The following is a 25,891-nucleotide window of genomic DNA, read 5'->3' as shown; positions in this document are numbered from 1 at the left end:
ACGCCCCCACCCTCATGACCACGCCCAGCACACCCCCCACCCCGCCCGCCCGGGGCCGCCGCCGCGCACCCTCCCGCATGGAACGGACCGCCGGCCGGGCCGCCGCACTGCAACGCCCCCGCGTCCTCCTCGCCCTGCTGCTCCTGCTCGCGCTGACCTGCGTGATGCTCCTCGACGGCTATCTGCGCGCGGAGGTCGGCGGCGACCAGCGCGTCCGCACCGGCGCCTCGGCGAGCGACGTCCCCGACGACGTACTGGACGGCGGGCCGATCCTGTCCTTCCCCGGCGGACGGGCCACCACCGTCTCCGTCCCGGACAAGACGATTGTGCTGACCTTCGACGACGGCCCCGACCCCACCTGGACGCCGCAGGTGCTGGAGATCCTGGAGAAGTACGACGTGCCCGGCACGTTCTTCCTGGTCGGCTCGATGGTCTCGCGCCACCCGGGCATCGTGCGGGACATGGTCGAGCAGGGCAACGAGGTGGGCGTCCACACCTTCACCCACGTCGACCTCTCCTACCAGAGCCAGGCCCGCGTCACCCGCGAGATGGAGCAGACCCAGCTCGCCCTGGCGGGCGCGGCCGGCATCACCACCACACTCTTCCGGGCGCCGTACTCCTCCGAGACGGACGCCATCGACGACTACAGCTGGCCCGTCTACGAGAGTCTCGGCGCGGACGGCTACACCAGCGTCTTCATCGACACCGACAGCGACGACTGGAAGCGGCCCGGCGTCTCGAAGATCGTCAAGTGGGCGACGCCGGAGGACGGCGAGGGCGCGTCCGTCCTCTTCCACGACGCCGGGGGCGAGCGGTCGCAGACGATCGAGGCGCTGCCGAAGTACATCGAGAAGATGAAGGCGAAGGGCTACACCTTCACCACCGTCAGCGGTGCCATGGCCGAACAGCAGCAACAGCAGCCGCGGCAGCCCGGAGGCGGCCTCCAGGCCGCCCACCACAAGGCCACCGGCGCCACCCTCTACGAGGGCAAGGCGCTGATCGCGGCCGTCGCGGTCGCCGAGTGGACGGTCCCGGCGCTGTCGGCCGGGCTGGTGATCGTGGGCGTGGCCGTGATGGGCCGGTTCGCCATGATGCTGGTCCTCGCCCGCCGCCACCACCGGCAACGCAACAGACGCCGCTTCAGCTGGGGCCCGCCCGTCACCCGGCCGGTGAGCGTGATCGTCCCGGCGTACAACGAGAAGGAGTGCATCGAGGCGACGCTGAGATCCCTGGCGCGCAGTACGCACCCCGTCGAGGTCGTCGTCGTGGACGACGGGTCGACGGACGGCACGGCGGAGATCGCCGAGTCCCTCGGGCTGCCGGGCGTCCGGGTCGTCCGGCAGGCCAACGCGGGCAAGCCCGCCGCCCTCAACAACGGCGTCCGGCACGCCCGGTACGACATCGTCGTGATGATGGACGGCGACACCGTCTTCGAGCCCGACACCGTACAGCACCTGGTGCAGCCCTTCGCCGACCCCGCCGTCGGCGCGGTCGCGGGCAACGCCAAGGTCGGCAACCGGCGCACCCTCATCGGCGCCTGGCAGCACATCGAGTACGTGATGGGCTTCAACCTCGACCGGCGCATGTACGACCTGCTGCGCTGCATGCCGACCATCCCGGGCGCGATCGGCGCGTTCCGGCGCGAGGCGGTCCTCCAGGTCGGCGGCATGAGCGACGACACCCTCGCCGAGGACACCGACATCACCATCGCCCTGCACCGCGCGGACTGGCGGGTGGTCTACGAGGAGCACGCCCGCGCCTGGACGGAGGCGCCGGGGTCGCTCGGCCAGCTCTGGTCGCAGCGCTACCGCTGGTCGTACGGCACGATGCAGGCGCTGTGGAAGCACCGCCGCTCCCTGACGGACAAGGGGCCCTCGGGCCGCTTCGGGCGGGTCGGGATGCCGCTGGTGGTGCTCTTCCAGGTGGTCACGCCGGTCTTCGCGCCGCTCATCGACCTGTTCACCGTCTACTCGATGGTCTTCGTCGACTTCCGCGCGGCGCTCCTCGCGTGGCTCGCGGTGCTGGGCGTGCAGCTGGTGTGCGCGGCGTACGCCTTCCGGCTCGATGGGGAGAAGTACCGGTACCTGCTGATGATGCCGCTCCAGCAGCTGGCGTACCGGCAGATGATGTACCTCGTCCTCATCCACTCCTGCGTCACCGCGCTGGCCGGCGGGCGGCTGCGCTGGCAGAAGCTGAAACGGACCGGCGAGGTCGGGACGCCCGCGGGGACAGGCTGATGGGGGCCCACAGCAAGGGCGCCGTGCGCGCCGCTCGTGCGGCGGGGGATGCCCCGGCAGGGGACCGGGGCCGGGACCGCTACTTCGACACCCTGCGCGCCCTCGCCCTGGTCCGGGTCGTCGCGTACCACGCCTTCGGCTGGCCCTGGGCCGGGCTGGTCTTCCCTTCCATGGGGGTCATGTTCGGCCTGGCCGGCACGCTGATGGCCCGCTCGCTCCAGCGGCCCGCCCCGGCGGTGCTCCGGAGCCGGCTGCGCCGCCTGCTGCCGCCGTTCTGGTGCTGGGGCCTGTTCGTGGTGGGCGCGATGCTGGCACGCGGCTGGATGCCGGGGTGGCAGATCGTCTACTGGGTCGTGCCGTTCGGCGACCCGCCGGGCAGCGCGTGGGGCGAGCAGGCCTGGGAGATCCTCTGGTACCTCAGGACGTACCTGTGGTTCGTCCTGCTCTCCCCGCTGCTGCTGCGGGTCTTCCGGCTCGCGCCCGTGCCGCTACTGCTGCTGTCGCTCGCGCCGATCGTGGCGTTCCAGTTCCTCTGGCGGCCGCCGGAGAACCGCTTCGGCACCGGACTGCTCGACCTGGCGACCTACGCGTTCTGCTGGGTCCTCGGCTTCGCCCACCGCGACGGCGTGCTGGCCCGCCTGAGGCCGGTCGCCGTCGTCGCCCTGTCGCTCGCCGCCCTCGCCTGCGGCGCCTGGTACGCCTTCGCGCACCGGGCCGAGTACGGCACCTACGACCTCGACGACATCCCGTTCGCGCAGGCCCTCTGGTCGGCCGGGTTCGTGACGCTGCTGATGTACTCCAAGGCACGGCTCGGCACCGACTTCTCGGGACTGGCCCGGCTGCGGTGGCTGGACCGGCTGGTGAGCGTGTTCAACGCCCGCGCGGTGACGGTCTACCTCTGGCACGAGCTGGCCCTGGTCCTGGCCGTGCCGCTGATCGACCGGTTCTGGGACGTGCCCGCCTTCGAGGCGTATCTGCCGCTGGACAGCCAGTGGTTCCTGCTGGCGGTGGGCTGGGTCCTGATCGCGGTGTTCGTGCTGCTGTTCGGGTGGGTGGAGGACGTCGCCGCGCGGCGGAGGCCGCGCCTGCTGCCGTGAGCCCGTCGGCGGCGACAGGGGGAGGTGCTGCAACAATGGGCCCGTGACCCGCGCTTCCCTGAACAAGCAGCCGCACGAAGTCGCCTCGATGTTCGACCACGTCGCGGAACGGTACGACCTGACGAACGCCGTGCTCTCGCTCGGCCAGGACCGGGCGTGGCGCAAGGCGGTCGCCGGCGCCGTCGACGCCCGCCCGGCGCAGAAGGTCCTGGACCTCGCGGCCGGCACGGCGACCTCCTCCCTGCCCTTCGCCCGCACCGGCGCCTACGTCGTCCCCTGCGACTTCTCCCAGGGCATGCTCAAGGTCGGCAAGGAACGGCACTCCTGGCTGCCCTTCACCGCGGGCGACGCGACGCGGCTGCCGTTCAAGGACGACGTCTTCGACGCCGTCACCATCTCCTTCGGGCTGCGCAACGTGCAGGACACGGACGCCGCGCTGCGCGAGATGTACCGGGTGACGCGACCCGGCGGCCGGGTCGTCATCTGCGAGTTCTCGCACCCGACCTGGGCGCCGTTCCGCACCGTGTACACCGAGTACCTGATGCGCGCCCTGCCGCCGGTCGCCCGCGCGGTGTCCTCCAACCCCGACGCGTACGTCTACCTCGCCGAGTCCATCCGGGCCTGGCCCGACCAGCCGGCGCTCGCCGAGCGGCTGGGCAGGGCCGGCTGGTCCAAGGTGGCGTGGCGCAACCTGACGGGCGGCGTGGTGACACTGCACCGCGGGTTCAAGGCGAGCTGAGCGCGGCGCAGCAGGACGGCGGTTCCCCCGGCTCCGCCAGCTCCCGGCGGAGCCCGCCCAGCGGCGGACGCGGCACGCGCGGCTCGCGGATGCCCCCGCCGCCCTCGCCCTCCCCGAAGTCGAACCACACGTACACCGGCGACTCCCGCGGCACCTGTGCGCCGGGCGGCGGGTACTGGCGTACGACGTGGTCGACGACGGCGGTCCGGAGATCGGGCCGGTCCGGCGCGGTCAGGAACAGGCCCTGCGCGCGGGCGGCCCCGTGCGCGTCCACGGCCATCAGACCGACCAGGCGCGGCACGCGGACGCCACGTTTCTCGGGATCCTTGGGTACCAGGCGCACGGACGTCACCCCCCAGCGGTACCCGGCAGAGTAGTCCCGCCGCGCACCGCCCGGAAGCGTCAAGTGGCTTACTGTGACAGTCGATTACCGTGCGTCACGTCCTGGTGGGAGTCAGAGGGAGGGCTGGGACAGGGGAAGGCGGTAGCAGTGCCCCCGCTGCTCGGAGGACGGGATCGCGAAGACCTCGGCGAGCCGCATGCCCAGCCGCTCCGTGACCGCGATGGACCGGGCGTTGCGCGCGTTGACCATCGCGACCACCTCCGTCACACCCGCGCCGCGCACCCGCTCCAGCGCCTGCCGGGCGGCCGCCGTGACGTACCCCTTGCCCCAGTGCGCCCGCCCGAGCCGCCAGCCGATCTCGATCTCGCCCTTGGGACCCCAGTCGCCCGGCCACGGCTGGGCGCCCGTGAACCCGATGACCCGGCCCGACTCGTCCACCATGGTCCACAGGCAGAAGCCGTGTTCGGCGTCGTGCCGGCGCTGGCGGGCAGTCAGCTCCTCGTAGACGGACAGCTCCGCGGGCCTCCCGCCGTGGAACTCCATGACGTCCGGGTCGTCGAAGATCCGGTGCCAGGCGACGGCGTCCTCGTCGGTGGGGACGCGCAACCGTACAACGGGGAGAGGTCGCTTCACGGGGCAGCCCTTCAGCCGGGTGATCGGTGTCGCTGAATAGACTGCCCATGACCAGTGCCGGTCGGCACGCAGATTCCGAACTTGGGGAGATCCCGCCGTGACCGTCGAGACTGAGCCGCTCTCCGAGAACACCGCCGACGTGATCGTCGTGGGCGCGGGGCCGGCCGGCTCCACGACCGCTTACCACCTGGCCAAGTCGGGACTCGACGTCCTGCTGCTCGAGAAGACCGCGTTCCCCAGGGAGAAGGTCTGCGGCGACGGCCTCACCCCGCGCGCGGTCAAGCAGCTGGTCGCCATGGGCATCGACATCTCGGAGGAAGCCGGCTGGCTGCGCAACAAGGGCCTGCGCATCATCGGCGGCGGCTCCCGCCTCCAGCTGGACTGGCCGGACCTGGCCTCCTTCCCCGACTACGGACTCGTCCGCAAGCGCGACGACTTCGACGAGCAGCTCGCCCGGCAGGCCCAGAAGGCCGGCGCGCGCCTGTACGAGCGCTGCAACGTCGGCGCCCCGATCGTCGACGACCGCACCGGCCGCATCACCGGCGTGCACGCCAAGCTGGGCGAGGACAAGCGCGAGGTCACCTTCCACGCGCCGCTGGTCGTGGCCGCCGACGGCAACTCCACACGGCTGTCCCTGGCGATGGGCCTGCACCGCCGCGAGGACCGTCCCATGGGTGTCGCGGTCCGCACGTACTTCACCTCGCCCCGCCACGACGACGACTACCTGGAGTCCTGGCTGGAACTGTGGGACCGGCGCGGTGCGCAGGACCGCCTGCTGCCGGGCTACGGCTGGGTCTTCGGCATGGGCGACGGCACCTCCAACGTCGGCCTGGGCGTCCTGAACACCTCCGCGGCCTTCAAGGAGCTGGACTGGCGCGAGATCCTCAAGGCCTGGTGCGCGTCCATGCCCGAGGACTGGGGCTACACCCCGGACAACATGACCGGCCCGATCCGCGGCGCCGCCCTGCCCATGGCCTTCAACCGCCAGCCCCACTACACCAAGGGCCTGCTCCTCGTCGGCGACGCCGGCGGCCTGGTGAACCCCTTCAACGGCGAGGGCATCGCCTACGCCATGGAGTCCGGCCAGATCGCCGCCGACGTCGTCGTCCAGGCCCACGCGCGGGCCACGCCGGCCCAGCGCGAGATCGCCCTGCAGCGCTACCCGCGCGTCCTGAAGGACACCTACGGCGGCTACTACAACCTGGGCCGCGCCTTCGTGAAGCTCATCGGCAACCCGAAGGTCATGCAGATCGCGACCCAGCGCGGCCTCACCCACCCGATCCTGATGAAGTTCACCCTGAAGATGCTCGCCAACCTGACGGACCCGACGGGCGGCGACGCGATGGACCGCATCATCAACGGACTGAGCAAGGTCGCGCCGAAGGCCTGATCAGAGGTGCCTGGTCAACGGTCCCTGATCGGAGGCGCCCGATGGGAGGCGCCTGATGGGAGGGGCCTGATCGGAGGTGCCTGATCGGAGGTGCCTGATCAGGCGGCGAAGGCCGCGGCGTTGGCGGCCCGGCGCGCGAAGACCTCCTCGCGCCGGTCCGCCGACTGCCGCAGTGCCGCCTTCCGTTCCCGGCCGGAGAGCCGGTCCAGGTAGACCTGCCCGTTCACGTGGTCGGTCTCGTGGGCCAGGCAGCGCGCGAAGTAGCCCGTGCCCTCGACGAGGAGCGGCGCGCCGTCCTTGTCCAGGCCGCGCACGACCGCCCGGTCGGGCCGCGGTACGGCCATGACGGCGCCCGGCACCGACAGGCACCCCTCGCCCTCGTCGAGCAGCCGCCGTGCGGCCGGGTCGAGGGCCTCGATGACCGGATTCACGATGTGCCCGACATGTCGGACACCGTCGTCGTCCGGGCAGTCGTAGACGAACAGGCGCAGGCCGACCCCGACCTGATTGGCCGCCAGTCCGGCCCCCTCCGCGACATACATCGTGCGGAACATGTCGTCGATGAGCGCGGCGAGGTCGGGCCCGAACTCCGTGACGTCACGGCACGGCCGGTGCAGCACCTCCTCGCCGACCTCGGTGACACGTCGCACCGATCCGCGCCGGGTCTCGAGCGCGAACGGGGGATAGGAGGCGGTGGGCCGCCCCTGGACGAACACACTCGGCATGACGTTCTCTCCTTCGGCTCGTGGACGGGCCGGTGGAGCACCGGCCCGCGCCCGAGCATGCCAGGAGCCCGCGAAGGGCCGCAGCCCCCGAGCGGCTGCGGCCCTGTCGCGTATGTACGGGTGGGTGCGGGTTACAGGACGCGCACCGCGCCGCTCGGCGGGTCGTACGACAGCGGCTTCTCGACGACACCGGTGGAGGAGTTCTGCGCGCCGACGAACATGCCGCCGCCGACGTAGACGCCCACGTGGTACGCGCTGCCCGCGCCGCCCCAGTAGAGGATGTCGCCCGGCTGGAGGTTGTCCAGGCCGACCTGGGTGCCGGCCGTCGACTGCGCCTGGGAGACGCGGGGCAGGCTGATGCCGACCTGCTTGAAGGCGGCCTGCACGAGACCGGAGCAGTCGTAGGCGGACGGGCCGGTGGCGCCGGAGACGTACGCCTTGCCGACCTGGGCCTGCACGAAGGAGACGACGGCGGCGGCCGAACCGGTCGCCGTGGACGTGCTGGTGCCGGCGCTGCTGCCGGTGCCGGTGGAGGAGCCCGTGTCCGAGGACGCGCTCAGGGTGGTGCGCTCGGCGGCGCGCGAGGCGCGCTCGGCGGCCTCCTTGCGTGCGGCCTCCTCGGCCTTCTTCTTGGCTTCCGCGGCCTTCTTCTTGGCCTCGGCGAGGTCGGCCTTGGCCTCCTTGGCGGCCTTGGCGGCCGCCGCGTCACGCTCGGCCTGCAGCTGGTAGCTCGCGGCCGCCTGCTGCGTGACGTCTGCGGACTGGGCGACCTGAGCGGCCAGGTCGGCCGTCAGGGTGGGCAGTTCGAGGGTCTGCGTCACCGGTTCGGCCGCGTTGGCCGACCCCGACGCACCGGCCACTGCCAGGGTGCTGAGGACGCCACCGGCAACTCCGGCCCGCATCGCGATCGTCGACGCGCTGCGGCGGGGCTTCCGGTGGCTGCGTATGTGAGCGGTGTGGGACATAGGGACAAGCGGTATCAGTAGCTCCTCCATACCTTCAAGAAACGTGTGCTGCGCCACAGTTGTTCAATCAGGCCGCAGAATCCCGGGCGTGTCGCTCTTTATTGACGCCGTAACGGACATTGCGGACGGGCCGTAACCGGCCTGTGATCACGGTCTTTGATCGTTACGCCCGAATTGCCCCGCGCTTACCACTTGTTGGGACGCTTGGCCAAGCCCGGTTCTCAGACGCCTCTCATGAATGTGGCACAGGTCACGGAACGGTTACCCCGGCGCACGCGTCCGCCGCGTGCGAGGCGGCCCGGTCGGCTGTGGCTGCTGGTGCGGCGGCCGGCGTGGTGGCCGGTGCGGCGGTCGTCCGACGGCACTCGCCCGCGCTCGTGAATGCGTGCACGTGTCCACATCGACCCCCGACCCTCCCCCTCATGTGTGAACGCCTCCTCTATCAAGGGGGTGCGTCCAGCGCCAATTTGCATGCAAGGGAAGTCTCTTGATATGGAGACGCACCTTGCTCGGACCCTCTGGCCAGCGACGACGAGCGAAATTGTCACCTCTGGTGATCAGGTGAACGCTTCTTGTGTGAAGATCACCGCTCATCCGACTTCATGATCGTTCGTCAGGTGGTGGAGATCACAAAGCTTGTGCAATACCCCGTGTCGCAGATCACAGAGCGTCGGGCATAGGATGCGAGGCAGTTGGGCTTGTGACCTGCTTCACATGTTCGCGATCTTCGCCGGGACGGGCGTGGCTCGTGGGGCTGTTGGGGCGGCTGTGAGTCCAGTGCAACCGCCAGCAGTCAGTGCCGACTGAGAGGAGCGAGGAGCGGTGAACGCGTATGCGCCCATCCTCGTACTGGGAGCCCTCGGGGCAGGCTTTGCGATCTTCTCCGTGGTGATGGCCACGCTGATCGGTCCGAAGCGGTACAACCGGGCGAAGCTCGAGGCCTACGAGTGCGGCATCGAGCCGACCCCCACGCCGGCCGGCGGCGGGCGCTTCCCCATCAAGTACTACCTGACGGCGATGCTCTTCATCATCTTCGATATCGAGATCGTCTTCCTCTACCCCTGGGCCGTCACCTTCGACGCCCTGGGGATTTTCGGGCTCGTGGAGATGCTGCTCTTCGTGCTCACCGTCTTCGTCGCGTACGCGTACGTATGGCGGCGCGGCGGCCTGGAATGGGACTGAGGGGCCTTTGACATGGGACTCGAAGAAAAACTGCCGAGCGGCTTCCTGCTGACCACCGTCGAGCAGGCCGCGGGCTGGGTGCGCAAGTCGTCCGTCTTCCCGGCCACGTTCGGCCTCGCCTGCTGTGCCATCGAGATGATGACCACCGGCGCCGGCCGCTACGACCTGGCGCGCTTCGGCATGGAGGTCTTCCGCGGCTCGCCGCGGCAGGCGGACCTGATGATCGTCGCGGGCCGGGTCAGCCAGAAGATGGCGCCGGTGCTGCGACAGGTCTACGACCAGATGCCGAACCCGAAGTGGGTCATCTCCATGGGGGTCTGCGCCTCCTCGGGCGGCATGTTCAACAACTACGCCATCGTCCAGGGCGTCGACCACGTCGTCCCGGTCGACATCTACCTCCCCGGCTGCCCGCCGCGGCCCGAGATGCTGATGGACGCCATCCTCAAGCTCCACCAGAAGATCCAGAGCTCCAAGCTCGGTGTGAACGCCGAGGAGGCGGCCCGCGAGGCGGAGGAAGCGGCGCTCAAGGCCCTGCCCACGATCGAGATGAAGGGGCTGCTGCGGTGAGCGACGCGAACAACACCGCGGGTGACGCGAACGGTGTGAACCCCGAGAAGGACCTGTCCGCGGAGAACCTCCCCGGCCAGCGGGGCCAGGGCGGCGAGGAGATCCGCGTCCAGCGCGGCATGTTCGGCGCCAACAACGGCGGCGACACCTCCGGCTACGGCGGCCTGGTCCGCTCCGTCCGGCTCCCGGGACCGGCGAGCCGCCCCTACGGCGGCTGGTTCGACGAGGTCGCCGACGAACTCGAGGGCGCGCTGGAGGAACAGGGTCTCCTGCCCGACAACGCCATCGAGAAGACGGTCGTCGACCGGGGCGAGATGACCTTCCACATCGAGCGCGAGCACCTGGTCCGCGTCGCCCGCACCCTGCGCGACGACCCCGCCCTGCGCTTCGAGCTGTGCACCGGCGTCAGCGGCGTCCACTACCCGCACGACAAGGGCCGCGAGCTGCACGCCGTCTACCACCTGCGCTCGATCACCCACAACCGGCTGATCCGCCTCGAAGTCAGCGCGCCCGACAGCGACCCGCACATCCCGTCGCTGTTCTCCGTCTACCCGACGAACGACTGGCACGAGCGCGAGACGTACGACTTCTTCGGCATCGTCTTCGACGGTCACCCGGCCCTGACGCGGATCATGATGCCGGACGACTGGCAGGGCTTTCCGCAGCGCAAGGACTACCCCCTCGGCGGCATCCCCGTCGAGTACAAGGGCGCCCAGATCCCGGCTCCGGACCAGCGGAGGTCGTACTCGTGAGCACTTCCCACGCCTCCCCCAGGGAGACGACCGAAGGCACCGTCTACACGGTCACCGGCGGTGACTGGGACGAGGTCGTCCAGTCCGCGGCCCGCGCCGACGACGAGCGCATCGTCGTCAACATGGGCCCCCAGCACCCGTCCACGCACGGTGTGCTCCGCCTCATCCTGGAGATCGACGGTGAGACGGTCACCGAGGCCCGCTGCGGCATCGGCTACCTGCACACCGGCATCGAGAAGAACCTCGAGTACCGGACCTGGACGCAGGGCACCACGTTCGTGACGCGCATGGACTACCTGACGCCGTTCTTCAACGAGGCGGCGTACTGCCTGGGCGTCGAGAAGCTCCTCGGCATCGAGGACCAGATCCCGGACCGGGCCACGATCATCCGGGTCATGCTGATGGAGCTGAACCGGCTCTCCTCCCACCTGGTGGCCATCGCCACCGGCGGCATGGAACTGGGCGCCACCACGATCATGATCTACGGCTTCCGTGATCGTGAACTGATTCTCGACATCTACGAGCTGATCACCGGCCTGAGGATGAACCATGCGTACATCCGCCCGGGCGGACTCGCCCAGGACCTGCCGCCGGGCGCGGTGGACCAGATCCGCGAGTTCGTGAAGAAGATGAACAAGAACCTCCCGGAGTACGACAAGCTCGCCACCGGGAACCCCATCTTCAAGGCCCGCATGCAGGACGTCGGCTACCTCGACCTGGCCGGCTGCATGGCCCTCGGCGCCACCGGCCCCGTCCTCAGGTCCACCGGCCTCCCGCACGACCTGCGCAAGACCCAGCCGTACTGCGGCTACGAGACGTACGACTTCGACGTCCCGACCGCCGACACCTGCGACTCCTACGGCCGCTTCCTGATCCGGCTGGAGGAGATGCGCCAGTCGCTCAGGATCGTCGAGCAGTGCCTGGACCGGCTCCAGCCCGGCCCGGTCATGGTCGCCGACAAGAAGATCGCCTGGCCCGCCCAGCTCGCCCTGGGGCCGGACGGCCTCGGCAACTCCCTCGACCACATCAAGAAGATCATGGGCACCTCCATGGAGGCCCTGATCCACCACTTCAAGCTGGTCACCGAGGGCTTCCGAGTGCCGCCGGGACAGGCGTACACGGCGGTCGAGTCCCCCAAGGGCGAGCTGGGCGTGCATGTCGTCTCCGACGGCGGCACCCGCCCCTTCCGGGTCCACTTCCGCGACCCGTCCTTCACCAACCTGCAGGCCATGGCGGCGATGTGCGAGGGCGGCCAGGTCGCCGACGTCATCGTCGCCGTGGCGTCCATCGACCCCGTGATGGGAGGCGTCGACCGGTGACCACCTCTTCTTCGGAGCGGGGCGTCAGCCTGGGCATGCCGGAACTGCCCGCGCCCGCCTACCCGGACGACGTCCGGGCCCGGCTGGAGTCCGACGCGCGCGAGGTCATCGCCCGCTACCCGGACTCCCGGTCCGCCCTCCTGCCGCTGCTGCACCTGGTGCAGTCGGAGGAGGGACACGTCACGCGCACCGGGATGCAGTTCTGCGCGGACATGCTGGACCTCACCACCGCCGAGGTCACCGCGGTCGCGACCTTCTACACCATGTACCGGCGCGGGCCGAGCGGCGACTACCAGGTCGGCGTGTGCACCAACACGCTGTGCGCGGTGATGGGCGGCGACGCGATCTTCGAGTCCCTCCAGGAGCACCTCGGCGTCGGCAACGGCGAGACCACCGAGGACGGCAAGGTCACCCTGGAGCACATCGAGTGCAACGCGGCCTGCGACTTCGCACCGGTCGTGATGGTCAACTGGGAGTTCTTCGACAACCAGACCCCGGAGAGCGTCAAGTCCCTCGTCGACGACCTGCGCGCGGGACGGCCGGTGACGCCCACGCGCGGTGCGCCGCTGTGCACCTTCAAGGAGACCGCCCGGATCCTGGCGGGCTTCCCCGACGAGCGGGACGGCGCCGTCGCGGCCGGCGGCAGCGCGGGTCCCGCATCCCTGGCCGGGCTCAAGCTCGCCAAGGGCGAGACGTCCGCCGCGCGTGTGGTGCACCCGCGGGACGGCGGGCCGCACGACGCGCCGCAGGACCGGGACGTGCACGACCCGTCCCCGACGGAACACCTGAGCTCGCACGACGCGCCGCAGGACACATCGGCATCCGACCCTTCCAACCCGGCAGGGCCTACCGCCGAGGAGGGGGAGTGATGACCGTGGCAGCCGAGATCAGGGGCAGCAGCCCGGAGAAGCTGCTCGCACCCGTGCTGTCGGCCTTCTGGGACGAGGACGAGTCGTGGACTCTCGACGTCTACCGGAGGCACGAGGGGTACGAGGGACTCCGCAAGGCGCTGGCGATGGCGCCGGACGACCTGATCGCGTACGTCAAGGAGTCCGGTCTGCGTGGACGCGGCGGTGCCGGGTTCCCGACGGGGATGAAGTGGCAGTTCATTCCTCAGGGGGACGGCAAGCCTCACTATCTAGTTGTCAACGCCGACGAGTCGGAGCCGGGGACCTGCAAGGACATCCCGCTCCTCTTCGCGAACCCGCACAGCCTCATCGAGGGCATCGTCATCGCGTGTTACGCCATCAGGTCTTCGCATGCCTTCATCTACCTGCGTGGTGAAGTCGTCCCAGTACTGCGGCGGTTGCACGAGGCCGTGCGCGAGGCCTACGCGGCCGGCTTCCTCGGCGAGAACATCCTGGGCAGCGGACTCGACCTCACTCTCACCGTGCACGCGGGCGCGGGCGCGTACATCTGCGGTGAGGAGACCGCACTGCTCGACTCGCTCGAAGGCCGCCGGGGCCAACCGCGGCTCCGCCCCCCCTTCCCTGCCGTCGCGGGCCTCTACGCGTGCCCGACTGTGGTGAATAACGTCGAATCGATCGCTTCAGTTCCCGCGATCCTGAACAAGGGCAAGGACTGGTTCAGGTCGATGGGCAGCGAGAAGTCCCCGGGCTTCACGCTGTACTCGCTCAGCGGCCACGTCGCGGGCCCCGGCCAGTACGAGGCCCCGCTCGGCATCACGCTGCGCCAGCTCCTCGACATGAGCGGCGGCATGCGCCCCGGCCACCGCCTCAAGTTCTGGACGCCCGGCGGCTCCTCGACGCCGATGTTCACCGACGAGCACCTCGACGTCCCCCTCGACTACGAAGGAGTGGGCGCCGCCGGTTCCATGCTCGGCACCAAGGCGCTCCAGTGCTTCGACGAGACGACCTGCGTCGTGCGCGCCGTCACCCGCTGGACCGAGTTCTACGCCCACGAGTCCTGCGGCAAGTGCACACCCTGCCGCGAAGGCACGTACTGGCTCGTCCAGCTGCTGCGCGACATCGAGGCCGGCAAGGGACAGATGTCCGACCTCGACAAGCTGAACGACATCGCCGACAACATCAACGGCAAGTCCTTCTGCGCCCTCGGCGACGGTGCCGCCTCGCCGATCTTCTCCTCGCTCAAGTACTTCCGCGAGGAGTACGAGGAGCACATCACGGGCCGCGGCTGCCCCTTCGACCCGGCCAAGTCGACGGCCTGGGCCGACCGCACGGAGGTGAAGGCATGACTGTGACCACCAATGCTCCCTCGGGAGGGGGAGAGGCGGCGGTCCCGCCGGAGGACCTCGTATCGCTGACGATCGACGGCGCCGAGATCAGCGTGCCCAAGGGCACCCTGGTCATCCGGGCCGCCGAGCAGCTCGGCATCGAGATCCCCCGGTTCTGCGACCACCCCCTCCTCGACCCGGCCGGCGCCTGCCGCCAGTGCATCGTCGAGGTCGAGGGCCAGCGCAAGCCCATGGCGTCCTGCACCATCACCTGCACCGACGGCATGGTGGTGAAGACGCAGCTCACCTCGCCCGTCGCCGAGAAGGCCCAGCACGGTGTGATGGAGCTGCTGCTCATCAACCACCCGCTGGACTGCCCGGTCTGCGACAAGGGCGGCGAGTGCCCCCTGCAGAACCAGGCGATGTCGCACGGCCAGGCCGACTCCCGCTTCGAGGGCAAGAAGCGGACCTACGAGAAGCCCGTGCCGATCTCCACGCAGGTCCTGCTCGACCGCGAGCGCTGCGTGCTGTGCGCCCGCTGCACCCGGTTCTCCAACCAGGTCGCGGGCGACCCGATGATCGAGCTGATCGAGCGGGGCGCGCTCCAGCAGGTCGGCACCGGCGAGGGCGACCCCTTCGAGTCGTACTTCTCCGGCAACACCATCCAGATCTGCCCGGTCGGCGCGCTCACCTCGGCGGCGTACCGGTTCCGCTCGCGGCCCTTCGACCTGATCTCCTCGCCCTCCGTGTGCGAGCACTGCTCCGGCGGCTGCGCCACCCGCACCGACCACCGGCGCGGCAAGGTCATGCGGCGCCTCGCGGCCAACGAGCCCGAGGTCAACGAGGAGTGGATCTGCGACAAGGGACGCTTCGGGTTCCGGTACGCGCAGCAGCGGGACCGGCTCACCACGCCCCTGGTGCGCAACGCGGAGGGCGAGCTGGAGCCGGCCTCCTGGCCGGAGGCGCTGCAGATCGCCGCGCAGGGACTGCTCGCCTCCAGGGGCCGCACCGGCGTCCTGACCGGCGGGCGGCTCACCGTCGAGGACGCCTACGCGTACAGCAAGTTCGCGCGCGTGGCGCTCGACACCAACGACATCGACTTCCGCGCGCGCGTGCACAGCGCCGAGGAGGCCGACTTCCTGGCCGCCCACGTCGCCGGGCGCGGCCGTGACCTCGACGGCGCGGGCGTCACCTACACGTCGCTGGAGAACGCGCCCGCCGTCCTGCTGGTCGGCTTCGAGGCCGAGGAGGAGGCGCCCGGCGTCTTCCTGAGGCTGCGCAAGGCTTGGCGGGGGCACGGGCAGAAGGTCTTCTCGCTGGCCACGCACGCCACGCGGGGCCTGGAGAAGGCGGGCGGCACCCTGCTCCCCGCCGCTCCCGGCACCGAGACCGAGTGGCTGGACGCCCTCGCGAGCGGCGTCGGCCTGGAGGAGGGCGGCGCCCAGGCCGCCGAGGCCCTGCGTGCCGAGGGCTCCGTGATCGTCGTCGGTGAACGGCTGGCGTCCGTGGCCGGAGGCCTCACCTCCGCCGTACGGACCTCGACGGCGACCGGCGCCCGGCTGGTGTGGATCCCGCGCCGGGCCGGAGAGCGCGGCGCGATCGAGGCGGGCGCGCTGCCGTCGCTGCTGCCCGGCGGCCGTCCGGCGACCGACCCGCGCGCGCGTGAGGAGGTCGCCACCCTGTGGGGCCTGGCCGACCTCCCGCACCGCTACGGCCGCGACACCGGCGAGATCGTCGAGGCCGCGGCCCGGGGCGAACTGCAGGCGCTGCTCGTGGCGGGCGTGGAGGTCGCCGACCTGCCCGACCCGGCTCGTGCGCGTGCGGCACTCGACGAGGCCGGGTTCGTGGTGTCGCTGGAGCTGCGGCCCAGCGAGGTCACCGAACGCGCCGACGTGGTCCTGCCCGTCGCCGCGGTCGCCGAGAAGCCCGGCACCTTCCTCAACTGGGAGGGCAGGGTGCGCTTCTTCGAGGCCGCGCTCAAGCCCGACCAGATGACACGCCGGCTCGCTCCCGCCGACGCCCGCGTCCTGCAGATGCTGGCCGACGCCATGGACGTACACCTGGGCCTGCCCGATCTGCGCACCACGCGCGCGGAGATCGACCGGCTCGGTGCCTGGGACGGACCGCGGGGCGGCGAGCCACTGCAGACCGCGAGCGCGCTGCCGCGGCCGGCCGCCGGAGAGGCAGTGCTGGCCGGACACCGGCTGCTGCTCGACCAGGGACTGCTCCAGCAGGGCGACGAGGCGCTCGCCGGCACCCGGCACGCCGCACGCGCGCGCGTGTCGGCCGCCACGGCCGCCGAGGCGGGCGTCAAGGACGGCGACCTCCTCGCCGTCACCGGACCGGCCGGAGCCGTCGCCTTCCCGCTCCAGGTCACCGAGATGCCCGACCGGGTGGTCTGGCTCCCGCTGAACTCGGCCGGCACCGGCGTCGCCTCCGACGCCGGGGTACTGCCCGGAACCCTCGTCCGCATCGGTCCGGCGACGCCCGCGGGCGACGCCCCCAAGGAGGTGGAGGCATGAGCCCGTACCTCGCCGCTGAAGACCTCTCGATGTTCGGCACCGACCCCTGGTGGCTGGTCGTCGTCAAGGCCGTGTTCTGCTTCGCCTTCCTGATGGTGACCGTGCTGTTCTCCATCGTGTGGGAGCGCAAGGTCGTCGCCTGGATGCAGCTGCGCATCGGCCCGAACCGGCACGGCCCCTGGGGCATGCTCCAGTCGCTCGCCGACGGCATCAAGCTGATGCTCAAGGAAGACGTCGTCGTCAAGCGCGCCGACAAGGCGGTCTACATCCTCGCGCCGGTCGTCGCGGCCATCCCGGCCTTCATGGCGATCTCGGTGATCCCCTTCGGACCGGCCGGCAACGAGGTCTCGATCTTCGGCCACCGCACCGCCATGCAGCTCACCGACCTGCCGATCGCGATGCTGTTCATCCTGGCGGTCGCCTCGGTCGGCATCTACGGCATCGTGCTCGCCGGCTGGAGCTCCGGGTCGACGTACCCGCTGCTCGGCGGACTGCGCTCCTGCGCCCAGATGATCTCCTACGAGATCGCGATGGGCGCCGCGTTCGCCTCGGTGTTCCTCTACTCCGGTTCGATGTCGACCTCGGAGATCGTCGCCCAGCAGGACGACCGCTGGTACATCGTGCTGCTGCCGGTCTCCTTCATCCTCTACATCGTCACGATGGTCGGCGAGACCAACCGCGCTCCGTTCGACATGCCCGAGTCCGAGGGCGACCTGGTGGGCGGCTTCAACACCGAGTACTCGTCGATCAAGTTCGCGATGTTCATGCTCGCCGAGTACGTGAACATGGTGACGGTCTCGGCGGTCGCCACCACGCTGTTCCTCGGCGGCTGGCGGGCCCCCTGGCCGATCAGCACCTTCTGGGAGGGCGCCAACCACGGCTGGTGGCCGCTGCTCTGGTTCGTGGTCAAGGTCCAACTGCTGCTGTTCTTCTTCATCTGGCTGCGCGGCACCCTGCCCCGGGTCCGCTACGACCAGTTGATGAAGCTCGGCTGGAAGGTCCTCATCCCGGTCTCCCTGGTCTGGCTGATGCTGGTCGCGACCGTGCGGGCCCTCAGGAACGAGAACTACGGCTTCACCGACATCGCCCTCTACATCGGCGGCGGCGTCCTGGTCCTGCTGCTGTTGTCCTTCCTCGTGGACATGTACCGCGACAAGGGCGGCAAGGACGCCGGACAGCCCGTCGAGGAGGAGGCCGCCTTCGACCCGATGGCCGGCGGATTCCCCGTCCCGCCGATGCCCGGACAGCAGGTGCCGCCGGTGCCCAGGCGCCGTCCCCGCCGGGAGCGGGAGCTGATTGTCAGTGGCGGGCCCGATACTCACAGTGACGGACCTGTGGGCGGATCTACGGATGGAAAGGAGGCGTCCGATGGCTGAGGAACACAAGGAACCCAAGGAACACAGGGAAGACACGGAACACGTGGAGCACAGGGGGACCGACCCCGGTTTCCTGAACCCGGTGGCCGGCTTCGGCGTGACCTTCAAGGCCATGTTCAAGAAGCGGCTGACCGAGCAGTACCCGGAGCAGCAGAAGACCACCGCTCCGCGCTTCCACGGACGGCACCAGCTCAACCGCCATCCGGACGGCCTGGAGAAGTGCGTCGGCTGCGAGTTGTGCGCCTGGGCCTGTCCCGCCGACGCCATCTACGTGGAGGGCGCGGACAACACCGACGAGGAGCGTTACTCGCCGGGGGAGCGGTACGGCCGCGTCTACCAGATCAACTACGCCCGCTGCATCCTGTGCGGCCTGTGCATCGAGGCATGCCCCACGCGCGCGCTGACGATGACCAACGAGTTCGAGCTGGCCGACTCCAGCCGCGCCAACCTCATCTTCACCAAGGAGCAGCTGCTCGCCGGTCTGGAGGAGGGCATGGTCGACTCGCCGCACGCCATCTACCCCGGCACCGACGAGCAGGACTACTACCAGGGCCTGGTGACCGAGGCCGCGCCCGGCACGGTCCAGCAGGTCGCCCACTCCAAGGGGGAGGTCGTCCAGGAGGGCGACTCCACCTTCGGCGGGACGGAACCGGCGTCGGAGGAGGTGATCCGCCGATGAGCGCGCAGCTCGCCGCCTACTCCACTTCCACCGGAGAGGCCGTCCAGTTCTGGATCCTCGGCACCGTCGCGGTGATCGGCGCCCTGTGCACCGTCTTCATGAAGAAGGCCGTGCACAGCGCGCTGTGCCTCGCCGGGACCATGATCGTCCTGGCGGTGTTCTACCTCGCCAACGGCGCCTACTTCCTCGGCATCGTGCAGATCGTCGTCTACACCGGCGCCATCATGATGCTGTTCCTGTTCGTGGTGATGCTCGTCGGCGTCACCGCGGCGGACTCGCTGAAGGAGACCATCAAGGGCCAGCGCTGGCTGGCCCTGCTGTCCGGGCTCGGCTTCGGCATCCTGCTGATCGCCGGCATCGGCAATGCCTCCGTCACCGAGTTCACCGGCCTCGCCCAGGCCAACGCGAACGGCAACGTGGAGGGCATCGCGTCCCTCATCTTCACCAAGTACGTCTTCGCCTTCGAGATCACCGGCGCGCTGCTCATCACGGCGGCCGTCGGCGCCATGGTGCTCACCCACCGCGAGCGCACCGAGCGCGCCAGGACCCAGCGCGAGCTGTCCGAGCAGCGCGTCCGCGACGGCAAGTACCTGCCACCGCTGCCGGCCCCCGGCGTGTACGCCCGGCACAACGCGGTCGACATCGCGGGCCTGCTGCCCGACGGCACCCCCTCCGAGCTGACCGTCAGCAAGACGCTGCGCGAGCGGGGCCAGATCCGCGACGTGTCGATGGAGGCTCTGGGCGACCTGAAGGCGCTGGAGCAGCGGGCCGAGGAGCGCCTGGAGCGCAAGGCCGTCGGCCCGGCGGGCTCCGGGCGGGGCGAGACCGGGCGTTCCGACTCCCAGCGGTCCGAGGAGGCGTCGAAGTGAGTCCCGTCAACTACCTCTACCTCGCGGCCCTGTTGTTCACGATCGGCGCCACCGGCGTGCTGATCCGGCGCAACGCGATCGTGGTCTTCATGTGCATCGAGCTGATGCTCAACGCCTGCAACCTCGCGTTCGTCGCCTTCTCCCGCCTGCACGGCAATCTCGACGGCCAGATCATCGCCTTCTTCACGATGGTCGTCGCCGCCGCGGAGGTCGTGGTCGGGCTCGCGATCATCGTGTCCCTGTTCCGTTCCCGCCACTCGGCCTCGGTCGACGACGCCAGCCTGATGAAGCTGTGAGGGGCTGCTGAAACGTGGAGAACCTGATTGCGCTGCTGGTGGCGGCGCCCCTGCTAGGAGCGGTCGTCCTGCTGTGCGGCGGACGCCGGCTGGACCGCGTCGGCCATTGGATCGGCACGCTGCTGGCCGCCGTGTCCTTCGTGATCGGCGTCGTCCTCTTCGCCGACCTGCTCGGCAGCGGCGCCGAGGACCGCACCCTGACGCAGCACCTGTTCAGCTGGATCCCGGTGGAGGGCTTCCAGGCCGACGTCGCCTTCCGGCTCGACCAGCTGTCGATGACGTTCGTCCTGCTGATCACCGGCGTCGGCTCGCTCATCCACCTGTACTCGGTCGCGTACATGGAGCACGACGAGCGCCGCCGCCGCTTCTTCGGCTACCTGAACCTGTTCCTCGCGGCGATGCTGATCCTCGTCCTCGCCGACAACTACCTGCTGCTGTACGTCGGCTGGGAGGGCGTCGGCCTCGCCTCCTACCTGCTCATCGGCTTCTGGCAGCACAAGCCCAGCGCCGCCACCGCCGCGAAGAAGGCATTCCTGGTCAACCGCGTCGGCGACATGGGCCTGTCCATCGGCATCATGCTGATGTTCCTGTGGTTCGGCACCTTCGCCTTCGGGCCGGTGCTCGGCGGCCACGGGGAGGCCGGGCTCGCGGCCGGGGCGGACGAGGGCAAGCTCACCGCGATCGCCCTGATGCTGCTGCTCGCCGCCTGCGGCAAGTCCGCGCAGGTCCCGCTGCAGTCCTGGCTCGGTGACGCGATGGAGGGCCCGACACCGGTCTCGGCCCTCATCCACGCCGCGACCATGGTGACCGCGGGCGTCTACCTCATCGTCCGCTCCGGCGCCATCTTCAACGGCGCGCCGGACGCGCAACTGGTGGTCACCATCGTCGGCGCGGTCACGCTGCTGTTCGGTGCGATCGTCGGTTGCGCCAAGGACGACATCAAGAAGGCCCTCGCCGGTTCGACCATGTCGCAGATCGGCTACATGGTGCTCGCCGCGGGCCTCGGCCCCATCGGCTACGTCTTCGCGATCATGCACCTGGTGACGCACGGCTTCTTCAAGGCCGGGCTGTTCCTCGGCGCCGGGTCCGTCATGCACGGCATGAACGACGAGGTCGACATGCGCCGCTACGGCGGACTGCGCAAGTACATGCCGGTCACCTTCGTCACCTTCGGCCTCGGCTACCTCGCCATCATCGGCTTCCCGGGCCTGTCCGGCTTCTTCTCCAAGGACAAGATCATCGAGGCGGCGTTCGCCAAGGGCGGCACCGAGGGCTGGATCCTCGGCGCCTGCGCCCTGCTGGGCGCGGCCATCACCGCGTACTACATGACGCGCGTGATGCTCATGACGTTCTTCGGCGAGGAGCGCTGGCGCAACGCCCCGACGCCGTCGCCGGCCAAGTCCGACGTGGAGCCCGCCGCCGAGACGCGCGGCGAGTACGAGCCGCCGCACCCGCACGAGTCGCCGGGGCTCATGACGATTCCGATGATCGTGCTGGCCGTCGGATCGGTCGCGGGCGGTGCCTTCTTCAGCATCGGCGACCGCTTCCTGCACTGGCTGGAGCCCATCACCGGGCACAGCCACGGCGACGCGCCGATCAGCGCCGGTACGGTCACCGGGGCGACGGTGGCCTGCATGGTCATCGGCGTCGCCCTCGCCTGGGCGCAGTACGGGCGCCGTCCGGTCCCGGCCGTCGCCCCGCGCGGTTCGCTGCTCACCCGGGCCGCCCGTCGCGACCTGCTCCAGGACGACTTCAACCACGTCGTCCTGGTCCGCGGCGGCGAGCACCTCACGCGCTCCCTGGTCTACGTCGACCACACCCTGGTCGACGGAGTCGTCAACGGCACGGCGGCCTCGGTCGGCGGCCTGTCCGGGCGGATGCGCAAGCTGCAGAACGGCTTCGCGCGCTCGTACGCGGTCTCGATGTTCGGCGGTGCGGCGCTCCTCGTCGCCGCGACCCTGCTGATGAGGGCGGTCTGATACCGATGTCCTTTCCCCTGCTGACAGTCACGGCGGCCCTCCCGGCCGTCGGGGCGATCGCCACGGCAGCCGTGCCGGCCGCGCGACGCACCGCGGCCAAGTGGCTGGCGCTGCTGGTCTCGCTGGCCACGCTCGCGCTGGCGATCACGGTCCTGGTCCGCTTCGACCCCGGCGGCGACCGCTACCAGCTCACCGAGTCCCACTCCTGGATCGCGGACTTCGGCGTCCGCTACGAACTGGGCGTGGACGGCATCGCGGTGGCGCTGATCGCACTGACCGCCCTGCTGATCCCGTTCATCATCCTTGCGGGCTGGCACGACGCCGACCCGCTGGAGACCGGCAGCAGCCGGTGGCGGCCGACGCAGGGCTTCTTCGCCCTGATCCTGGCCGTCGAGGCGATGGTCATCATCTCCTTCGAGGCCACCGACGTCTTCCTCTTCTACATCTTCTTCGAAGCCATGCTGATCCCGCTGTACTTCCTGATCGGCGGCTTCGGCGACCGGGCCCACGAGCACGGCGAGAAGACCGCGGCGACCCAGCGGTCGTACGCGGCCGTGAAGTTCCTGCTCTACAACCTGGCCGGCGGACTGATCATGCTGGCCGCGGTGATCGGCCTCTACGTGGTCGCCGGGAACTTCTCGCTCACGGAGATCGCCGAGGCGCGGGCCAACGGCTCGCTGGACATGGCGACCGACACCGAGCGCTGGCTGTTCCTCGGCTTCTTCTTCGCCTTCGCGGTGAAGGCGCCGCTGTTCCCGCTGCACACCTGGCTGCCCAACGCCATGGGGGAGGCGACCGCGCCGGTCGCCGTGCTCATCACGGCGGTCGTCGACAAGGTCGGCACCTTCGCGATGCTCCGCTTCTGCCTCCAGCTCTTCCCGGAGGCCAGCAAGTGGGCGACGCCGGTCATCCTGGTCCTGGCGGTCATCAGCATCATCTACGGCGCGCTGCTCGCGGTCGGCCAGCGCGACATCAAGCGGCTGATCGCCTACGCGTCGATCTCGCACTTCGGCTTCATCATCATGGGCATCTTCGCGATGACCAGCCAGGGCCAGTCCGGCGCCACGCTGTACATGGTCAACCACGGCATCTCGACCGCGGTGCTGATGCTGATCGCCGGATTCCTGATCTCGCGGCGCGGCTCGCGCCTCATCGCCGACTTCGGCGGTGTGCAGAAGGTCGCCCCGATCCTGGCCGGCACCTTCCTGATCGGCGGCCTGGCGACCCTGTCGCTGCCGGGACTGGCGCCCTTCGTCAGTGAGTTCCTGGTCCTGGTCGGCACGTTCACCCGCTATCCGGTGATCGGCATCATCGCCACCCTCGGCATCGTCCTCGCCGCGCTCTACACCCTCGTCCTCTACCAGCGGACGATGACGGGCCCGGTGAAGGCCGAGGTGAACGGGATGCCCGACCTGCGGGTGCGCGAGCTGGTGGTGGTGGCACCGCTGGTGGCGCTGCTGATCTTCCTGGGCGTCTTCCCGAAGCCCGTGACGGACATCGTCAACCCGGCGGTGGAACAGACCATGTCCGACGTACACAAGACGGACCCCCAGCCTGAGGTGGAGGCGGCCAAGTGAGCGCAACAGCCGTCCACAGCCTGTGGACAACGGCGGCGACGGCGGCCGACCCGATCGCCAAGATCGACGCGCCGAAGATCGAGTACGGGCAGTTGTCGCCCGTCCTCATCGTCATCGGCGCGGCGATCATCGGCATCCTGGTCGAGGCCTTCGTGCCGCGCAGGTCCCGTTACTACGCCCAGATGTTCGTGTCCGCCGTCGCCCTGATCGCGGCGTTCGCCGCGGTCGTCGCACTCGCCGCGCGCGGCTACGGCACGACCAAGGCCGGCATCACGGCGATGGGCGCCGTCGCCGTCGACGGACCGGCCCTGTTCCTCCAGGGCACCATCCTGCTGACCAGCCTGGTCGGCCTGTTCACCTTCGCCGAGCGGCGCCTGGACCCGAAGGTGCACGGCAACCGCGTCGACTCCTTCGCCGCGCAGGCGGCGGCCGTACCGGGCAGCGAGAGCGAGCAGAAGGCGGTCAAGGCGGGCTTCACCACCACGGAGGTCTTCCCGCTTCTGCTCTTCGCCGTCGTCGGCATGCTGGTCTTCCCGGCGGCCAACGACCTGCTGACGCTCTTCGTGGCCCTGGAAGTCTTCTCCCTCCCGCTGTACCTGCTGTGCGCGCTGGCCCGCCGCAAGCGGCTCATGTCGCAGGAGGCGGCGGTCAAGTACTTCCTGCTCGGCGCCTTCGCCTCCGCGTTCACCCTGTTCGGCATCGCCCTGCTCTACGGCTACGCGGGCTCCATGTCGTACGGCACGATCGCCCAGGTCGTCGACGGCACCGTCCAGAACGTCACCCCGGCGCTCGCCGACACCATGGGCAACGACGCGCTGCTCCTCGTCGGCTCCGCGCTGATCGTCATGGGCCTGCTGTTCAAGGTGGGCGCCGTGCCGTTCCACATGTGGACGCCGGACGTGTACCAGGGAGCGCCGACGCCCGTGACCGGCTTCATGGCGGCGGCGACAAAGGTGGCCGCCTTCGGCGCCCTGCTCCGCATCCTCTACGTCGTCCTGCCCGGCCTGCGCTGGGACTGGCGGCCGGTGATGTGGGGCGTGGCGATCATCACGATGCTGGCCGGTGCGATCGTCGCGATCACGCAGACCGACATCAAGCGGCTGCTGGCGTACTCGTCGATCGCGCACGCGGGGTTCATCCTCGCCGGTGTCATCGCGACCACGCCGGAGGGCATCTCGTCCGTCCTCTTCTACCTGGCCGCGTACTCCTTCGTCACGATCGGCGCCTTCGCGGTCGTCACGCTGGTGCGCGACGCGGGCGGCGAGGCGACGCACCTGTCGAAGTGGGCCGGGCTAGGCCGCAGGTCGCCGCTGGTGGCGGCCGTCTTCGCGGTGTTCCTGCTGGCCTTCGCCGGCATCCCGCTGACCTCCGGGTTCTCGGGGAAGTTCGCCGTGTTCAAGGCGGCGGCGGAGGGTGGCGCGGCCCCGCTGGTCGTGATCGGTGTGATCTCGTCGGCGATCGCGGCGTTCTTCTACATCCGGGTGATCGTGCTCATGTTCTTCAGCGAGCCGCGCCCGGAGGGCCCGACGGTCGCGGTGCCGTCTCCGCTGACGATGACGGCGATCGGTGTCGGCGTGGCCGTCACCGTGGTGCTCGGCGTGGCGCCGCAGTACTTCCTGGACCTGGCGGGTCAGGCGGGGGTGTTCGTGCGCTGACGCTGCGCTTGCGGCGTCGCGGCGTTGCGGCGTTGCGGCTGTGGTCCGGCCCTCTTCCCAGAGGTGCCGGACCACAGCCGTTCATGTCGGGGCTACTCGCCGCCGCGGCGCGCTTTGACGGCCGTCAGATCCAGGTCCATAGGGAAGGGCGCGCTCACCTTCATGCGTTCGCGGAAGATGCCGACGCTGGTGTAGGCGCCGGTGGTGGGCTCCAGCTCGAAGGCGTGGACGACGGCGAGCCCCTTCTCGTTCTCCACCCGCCAGTAGTGGGCGATACCGGCCCGGGCGTACTTCAGGGGCTTGGTCTCGCGGTCGCGGGAGACCGATTCGGGGGAGACGACCTCGACGGCCAGGGTGACGGCCTCGGCGGGGAAGCGCGTCTGCCCAGGATCCTGGACTACGTCTTCCCGCACGACGATCACGTCCGGCTCGGGTCGGTTCTGCCGGTCGATGTCGATGGTGAACTCGCGGATGACGTCGAACTCCGCCGGGGCGAGAGAGTCGAGCTGCCGCTCGAAGAAGCTCACAGCACGTGAGTGGAAGATGGTCTGCGGACTCACGAAGACGAGGCTCCCGTCGATCAGCTCCGTGTGCGGAGGCAGGTTCGGAAGCCGGTCCAGGTCGTCCGCGGTCCAGCCGCCCTCCGGCGGGGTCGGCCAGTCGGGCGCGGACGCCTTCGGTTCGACGCTCATCAGTGCTCCCATGGGACGGAGTCTCGCGGGTGCAATCAGACTATCCGCCGGAAACGGGCGGGTCTCCCGCGAACGTGTGAACGATCGTCGTGTCCTTGACGAG

Annotated in this window: 23 protein-coding genes; 18 read left to right on the top strand and 5 right to left on the bottom strand. The window is 70.0% G+C overall.

Annotation, left to right across the window (positions count from 1 at the left end):
• The first annotated feature begins 14 nt into the window (after positions 1–14).
• From ACZ56V_RS04050 to ACZ56V_RS04040, 3 genes are read left to right on the top strand one after another with little or no spacing between them, the layout of a single operon-like run.
• Complete coding sequence (locus ACZ56V_RS04050) at positions 15–2,237, top strand: bifunctional polysaccharide deacetylase/glycosyltransferase family 2 protein (RefSeq protein ID WP_468938971.1); 2,223 nt, start codon at positions 15–17, stop codon at positions 2,235–2,237.
• Positions 2,237–3,334, top strand: a complete 1,098-nt coding sequence (locus ACZ56V_RS04045) for an acyltransferase family protein (protein WP_468938970.1) — start codon at positions 2,237–2,239, stop codon at positions 3,332–3,334. The genes ACZ56V_RS04050 and ACZ56V_RS04045 overlap by 1 nt, the downstream gene beginning before the upstream one ends.
• Before the next feature lie 43 nt (positions 3,335–3,377).
• Positions 3,378–4,073 carry a demethylmenaquinone methyltransferase gene (locus ACZ56V_RS04040; RefSeq protein ID WP_398912210.1) on the top strand — a complete coding sequence of 232 codons (696 nt, stop codon included), beginning with the start codon at positions 3,378–3,380 and terminating at the stop codon, positions 4,071–4,073.
• On the opposite strand, the gene ACZ56V_RS04035 is transcribed toward ACZ56V_RS04040, so the two are convergent.
• Together ACZ56V_RS04035 and ACZ56V_RS04030 are read right to left on the bottom strand one after the other, a co-directional pair.
• Positions 4,060–4,416: a PASTA domain-containing protein gene (locus ACZ56V_RS04035; protein WP_468938969.1), complete on the bottom strand. Its 357-nt coding sequence runs from the start codon at positions 4,414–4,416 to the stop codon at positions 4,060–4,062. The genes ACZ56V_RS04040 and ACZ56V_RS04035 overlap by 14 nt on opposite strands.
• 111 nt (positions 4,417–4,527) lie before the next feature.
• Positions 4,528–5,049: a GNAT family N-acetyltransferase gene (locus tag ACZ56V_RS04030; protein ID WP_398912211.1), complete on the bottom strand. Its 522-nt coding sequence runs from the start codon at positions 5,047–5,049 to the stop codon at positions 4,528–4,530.
• Between the two features lie 97 nt (positions 5,050–5,146).
• Between ACZ56V_RS04030 and ACZ56V_RS04025 the strand changes: the two genes are divergently transcribed.
• Complete coding sequence (locus tag ACZ56V_RS04025; protein ID WP_189737561.1) at positions 5,147–6,439, top strand: geranylgeranyl reductase family protein; 1,293 nt, start codon at positions 5,147–5,149, stop codon at positions 6,437–6,439.
• A gap of 98 nt (positions 6,440–6,537) precedes the next feature.
• Here ACZ56V_RS04025 and def read toward each other — a convergent pair whose 3' ends face one another.
• Both def and ACZ56V_RS04015 read right to left on the bottom strand, forming a co-directional pair.
• Complete coding sequence (gene def, locus ACZ56V_RS04020) at positions 6,538–7,164, bottom strand: peptide deformylase (RefSeq protein WP_468938966.1); 627 nt, start codon at positions 7,162–7,164, stop codon at positions 6,538–6,540.
• 131 nt (positions 7,165–7,295) lie between these two features.
• Positions 7,296–8,129 (bottom strand): C40 family peptidase, encoded by an 834-nt coding sequence (locus ACZ56V_RS04015; RefSeq protein WP_356368273.1) that lies wholly within the window; start codon positions 8,127–8,129, stop codon positions 7,296–7,298.
• 822 nt (positions 8,130–8,951) lie between these two features.
• Between ACZ56V_RS04015 and ACZ56V_RS04010 the strand changes: the two genes are divergently transcribed.
• The 14 genes from ACZ56V_RS04010 to nuoN are packed head-to-tail and all read left to right on the top strand — an operon-like array spanning position 8,952 to position 25,096.
• A complete protein-coding gene (locus ACZ56V_RS04010) occupies positions 8,952–9,311 on the top strand; it encodes an NADH-quinone oxidoreductase subunit A (RefSeq protein WP_003974383.1) in 360 nt (119 codons plus the stop codon).
• 12 nt (positions 9,312–9,323) lie between these two features.
• Entirely contained in the window at positions 9,324–9,878 is a 555-nt protein-coding gene (locus ACZ56V_RS04005; protein ID WP_006133126.1) for a NuoB/complex I 20 kDa subunit family protein, read from the top strand.
• Positions 9,875–10,630, top strand: coding sequence for an NADH-quinone oxidoreductase subunit C (locus ACZ56V_RS04000; RefSeq protein WP_398912213.1), 756 nt, complete (start codon positions 9,875–9,877; stop codon positions 10,628–10,630). The genes ACZ56V_RS04005 and ACZ56V_RS04000 overlap by 4 nt, the downstream gene beginning before the upstream one ends.
• Positions 10,627–11,949 (top strand): NADH-quinone oxidoreductase subunit D, encoded by a 1,323-nt coding sequence (locus tag ACZ56V_RS03995; RefSeq protein ID WP_356368278.1) that lies wholly within the window; start codon positions 10,627–10,629, stop codon positions 11,947–11,949. The genes ACZ56V_RS04000 and ACZ56V_RS03995 overlap by 4 nt, the downstream gene beginning before the upstream one ends.
• Positions 11,946–12,818, top strand: coding sequence for an NADH-quinone oxidoreductase subunit NuoE (gene nuoE / locus ACZ56V_RS03990; RefSeq protein WP_398912214.1), 873 nt, complete (start codon positions 11,946–11,948; stop codon positions 12,816–12,818). Before ACZ56V_RS03995 ends, nuoE begins: the two co-directional genes overlap by 4 nt.
• On the top strand, positions 12,815–14,164 hold the full coding sequence (nuoF, locus tag ACZ56V_RS03985) for an NADH-quinone oxidoreductase subunit NuoF (RefSeq protein WP_171987339.1): 1,350 nt from the start codon (positions 12,815–12,817) through the stop codon (positions 14,162–14,164). Before nuoE ends, nuoF begins: the two co-directional genes overlap by 4 nt.
• Positions 14,161–16,665: an NADH-quinone oxidoreductase subunit G gene (locus ACZ56V_RS03980; protein ID WP_468938958.1), complete on the top strand. Its 2,505-nt coding sequence runs from the start codon at positions 14,161–14,163 to the stop codon at positions 16,663–16,665. Before nuoF ends, ACZ56V_RS03980 begins: the two co-directional genes overlap by 4 nt.
• Complete coding sequence (gene nuoH / locus ACZ56V_RS03975) at positions 16,662–18,041, top strand: NADH-quinone oxidoreductase subunit NuoH (RefSeq protein ID WP_468938956.1); 1,380 nt, start codon at positions 16,662–16,664, stop codon at positions 18,039–18,041. The genes ACZ56V_RS03980 and nuoH overlap by 4 nt, the downstream gene beginning before the upstream one ends.
• Positions 18,034–18,720: an NADH-quinone oxidoreductase subunit NuoI gene (nuoI, locus tag ACZ56V_RS03970; protein WP_398912216.1), complete on the top strand. Its 687-nt coding sequence runs from the start codon at positions 18,034–18,036 to the stop codon at positions 18,718–18,720. The genes nuoH and nuoI overlap by 8 nt, the downstream gene beginning before the upstream one ends.
• On the top strand, positions 18,717–19,589 hold the full coding sequence (locus tag ACZ56V_RS03965; protein ID WP_356366300.1) for an NADH-quinone oxidoreductase subunit J: 873 nt from the start codon (positions 18,717–18,719) through the stop codon (positions 19,587–19,589). Before nuoI ends, ACZ56V_RS03965 begins: the two co-directional genes overlap by 4 nt.
• The gene (nuoK, locus tag ACZ56V_RS03960; RefSeq protein ID WP_104632448.1) at positions 19,586–19,885 is read left to right on the top strand and encodes an NADH-quinone oxidoreductase subunit NuoK; all 300 of its coding nucleotides are present in this window, start codon (positions 19,586–19,588) and stop codon (positions 19,883–19,885) included. Before ACZ56V_RS03965 ends, nuoK begins: the two co-directional genes overlap by 4 nt.
• Before the next feature lie 14 nt (positions 19,886–19,899).
• The gene (nuoL, locus tag ACZ56V_RS03955; RefSeq protein ID WP_356366302.1) at positions 19,900–21,864 is read left to right on the top strand and encodes an NADH-quinone oxidoreductase subunit L; all 1,965 of its coding nucleotides are present in this window, start codon (positions 19,900–19,902) and stop codon (positions 21,862–21,864) included.
• A 5-nt stretch (positions 21,865–21,869) separates the two neighbouring features.
• A complete protein-coding gene (locus ACZ56V_RS03950; protein WP_398912218.1) occupies positions 21,870–23,441 on the top strand; it encodes an NADH-quinone oxidoreductase subunit M in 1,572 nt (523 codons plus the stop codon).
• Positions 23,438–25,096: an NADH-quinone oxidoreductase subunit NuoN gene (gene nuoN, locus ACZ56V_RS03945; RefSeq protein ID WP_468938951.1), complete on the top strand. Its 1,659-nt coding sequence runs from the start codon at positions 23,438–23,440 to the stop codon at positions 25,094–25,096. The genes ACZ56V_RS03950 and nuoN overlap by 4 nt, the downstream gene beginning before the upstream one ends.
• Before the next feature lie 92 nt (positions 25,097–25,188).
• On the opposite strand, the gene ACZ56V_RS03940 is transcribed toward nuoN, so the two are convergent.
• Complete coding sequence (locus ACZ56V_RS03940) at positions 25,189–25,788, bottom strand: Uma2 family endonuclease (protein ID WP_467382455.1); 600 nt, start codon at positions 25,786–25,788, stop codon at positions 25,189–25,191.
• Between the last annotated feature and the right edge of the window lie 103 nt (positions 25,789–25,891).

This window comes from Streptomyces sp. NPDC034099 (genome assembly GCF_055575415.1).
Note: the sequence above shows the minus strand (reverse complement) of the source record. Positions and strands in the feature narration are given on the sequence as shown.

Excerpts from the sequence above, each read along its gene's own strand:
- ACZ56V_RS03980 (WP_468938958.1), top strand. The coding sequence starts at position 14,161 with ATGACTGTGACCACCAATGCTCCCTCGGGAGGGGGAGAGGCGGCGGTC.
- ACZ56V_RS04015 (WP_356368273.1), bottom strand. The coding sequence starts at position 8,129 with ATGTCCCACACCGCTCACATACGCAGCCACCGGAAGCCCCGCCGCAGC.
- nuoH (WP_468938956.1), top strand. The coding sequence starts at position 16,662 with ATGAGCCCGTACCTCGCCGCTGAAGACCTCTCGATGTTCGGCACCGAC.
- ACZ56V_RS03950 (WP_398912218.1), top strand. The coding sequence starts at position 21,870 with ATGTCCTTTCCCCTGCTGACAGTCACGGCGGCCCTCCCGGCCGTCGGG.
- nuoI (WP_398912216.1), top strand. The coding sequence starts at position 18,034 with ATGGCTGAGGAACACAAGGAACCCAAGGAACACAGGGAAGACACGGAA.
- def (WP_468938966.1), bottom strand. The coding sequence starts at position 7,164 with ATGCCGAGTGTGTTCGTCCAGGGGCGGCCCACCGCCTCCTATCCCCCG.
- ACZ56V_RS04005 (WP_006133126.1), top strand. The coding sequence starts at position 9,324 with ATGGGACTCGAAGAAAAACTGCCGAGCGGCTTCCTGCTGACCACCGTC.
- ACZ56V_RS04045 (WP_468938970.1), top strand. The coding sequence starts at position 2,237 with ATGGGGGCCCACAGCAAGGGCGCCGTGCGCGCCGCTCGTGCGGCGGGG.
- ACZ56V_RS04050 (WP_468938971.1), top strand. The coding sequence starts at position 15 with ATGACCACGCCCAGCACACCCCCCACCCCGCCCGCCCGGGGCCGCCGC.
- ACZ56V_RS03965 (WP_356366300.1), top strand. The coding sequence starts at position 18,717 with ATGAGCGCGCAGCTCGCCGCCTACTCCACTTCCACCGGAGAGGCCGTC.
- ACZ56V_RS03940 (WP_467382455.1), bottom strand. The coding sequence starts at position 25,788 with ATGAGCGTCGAACCGAAGGCGTCCGCGCCCGACTGGCCGACCCCGCCG.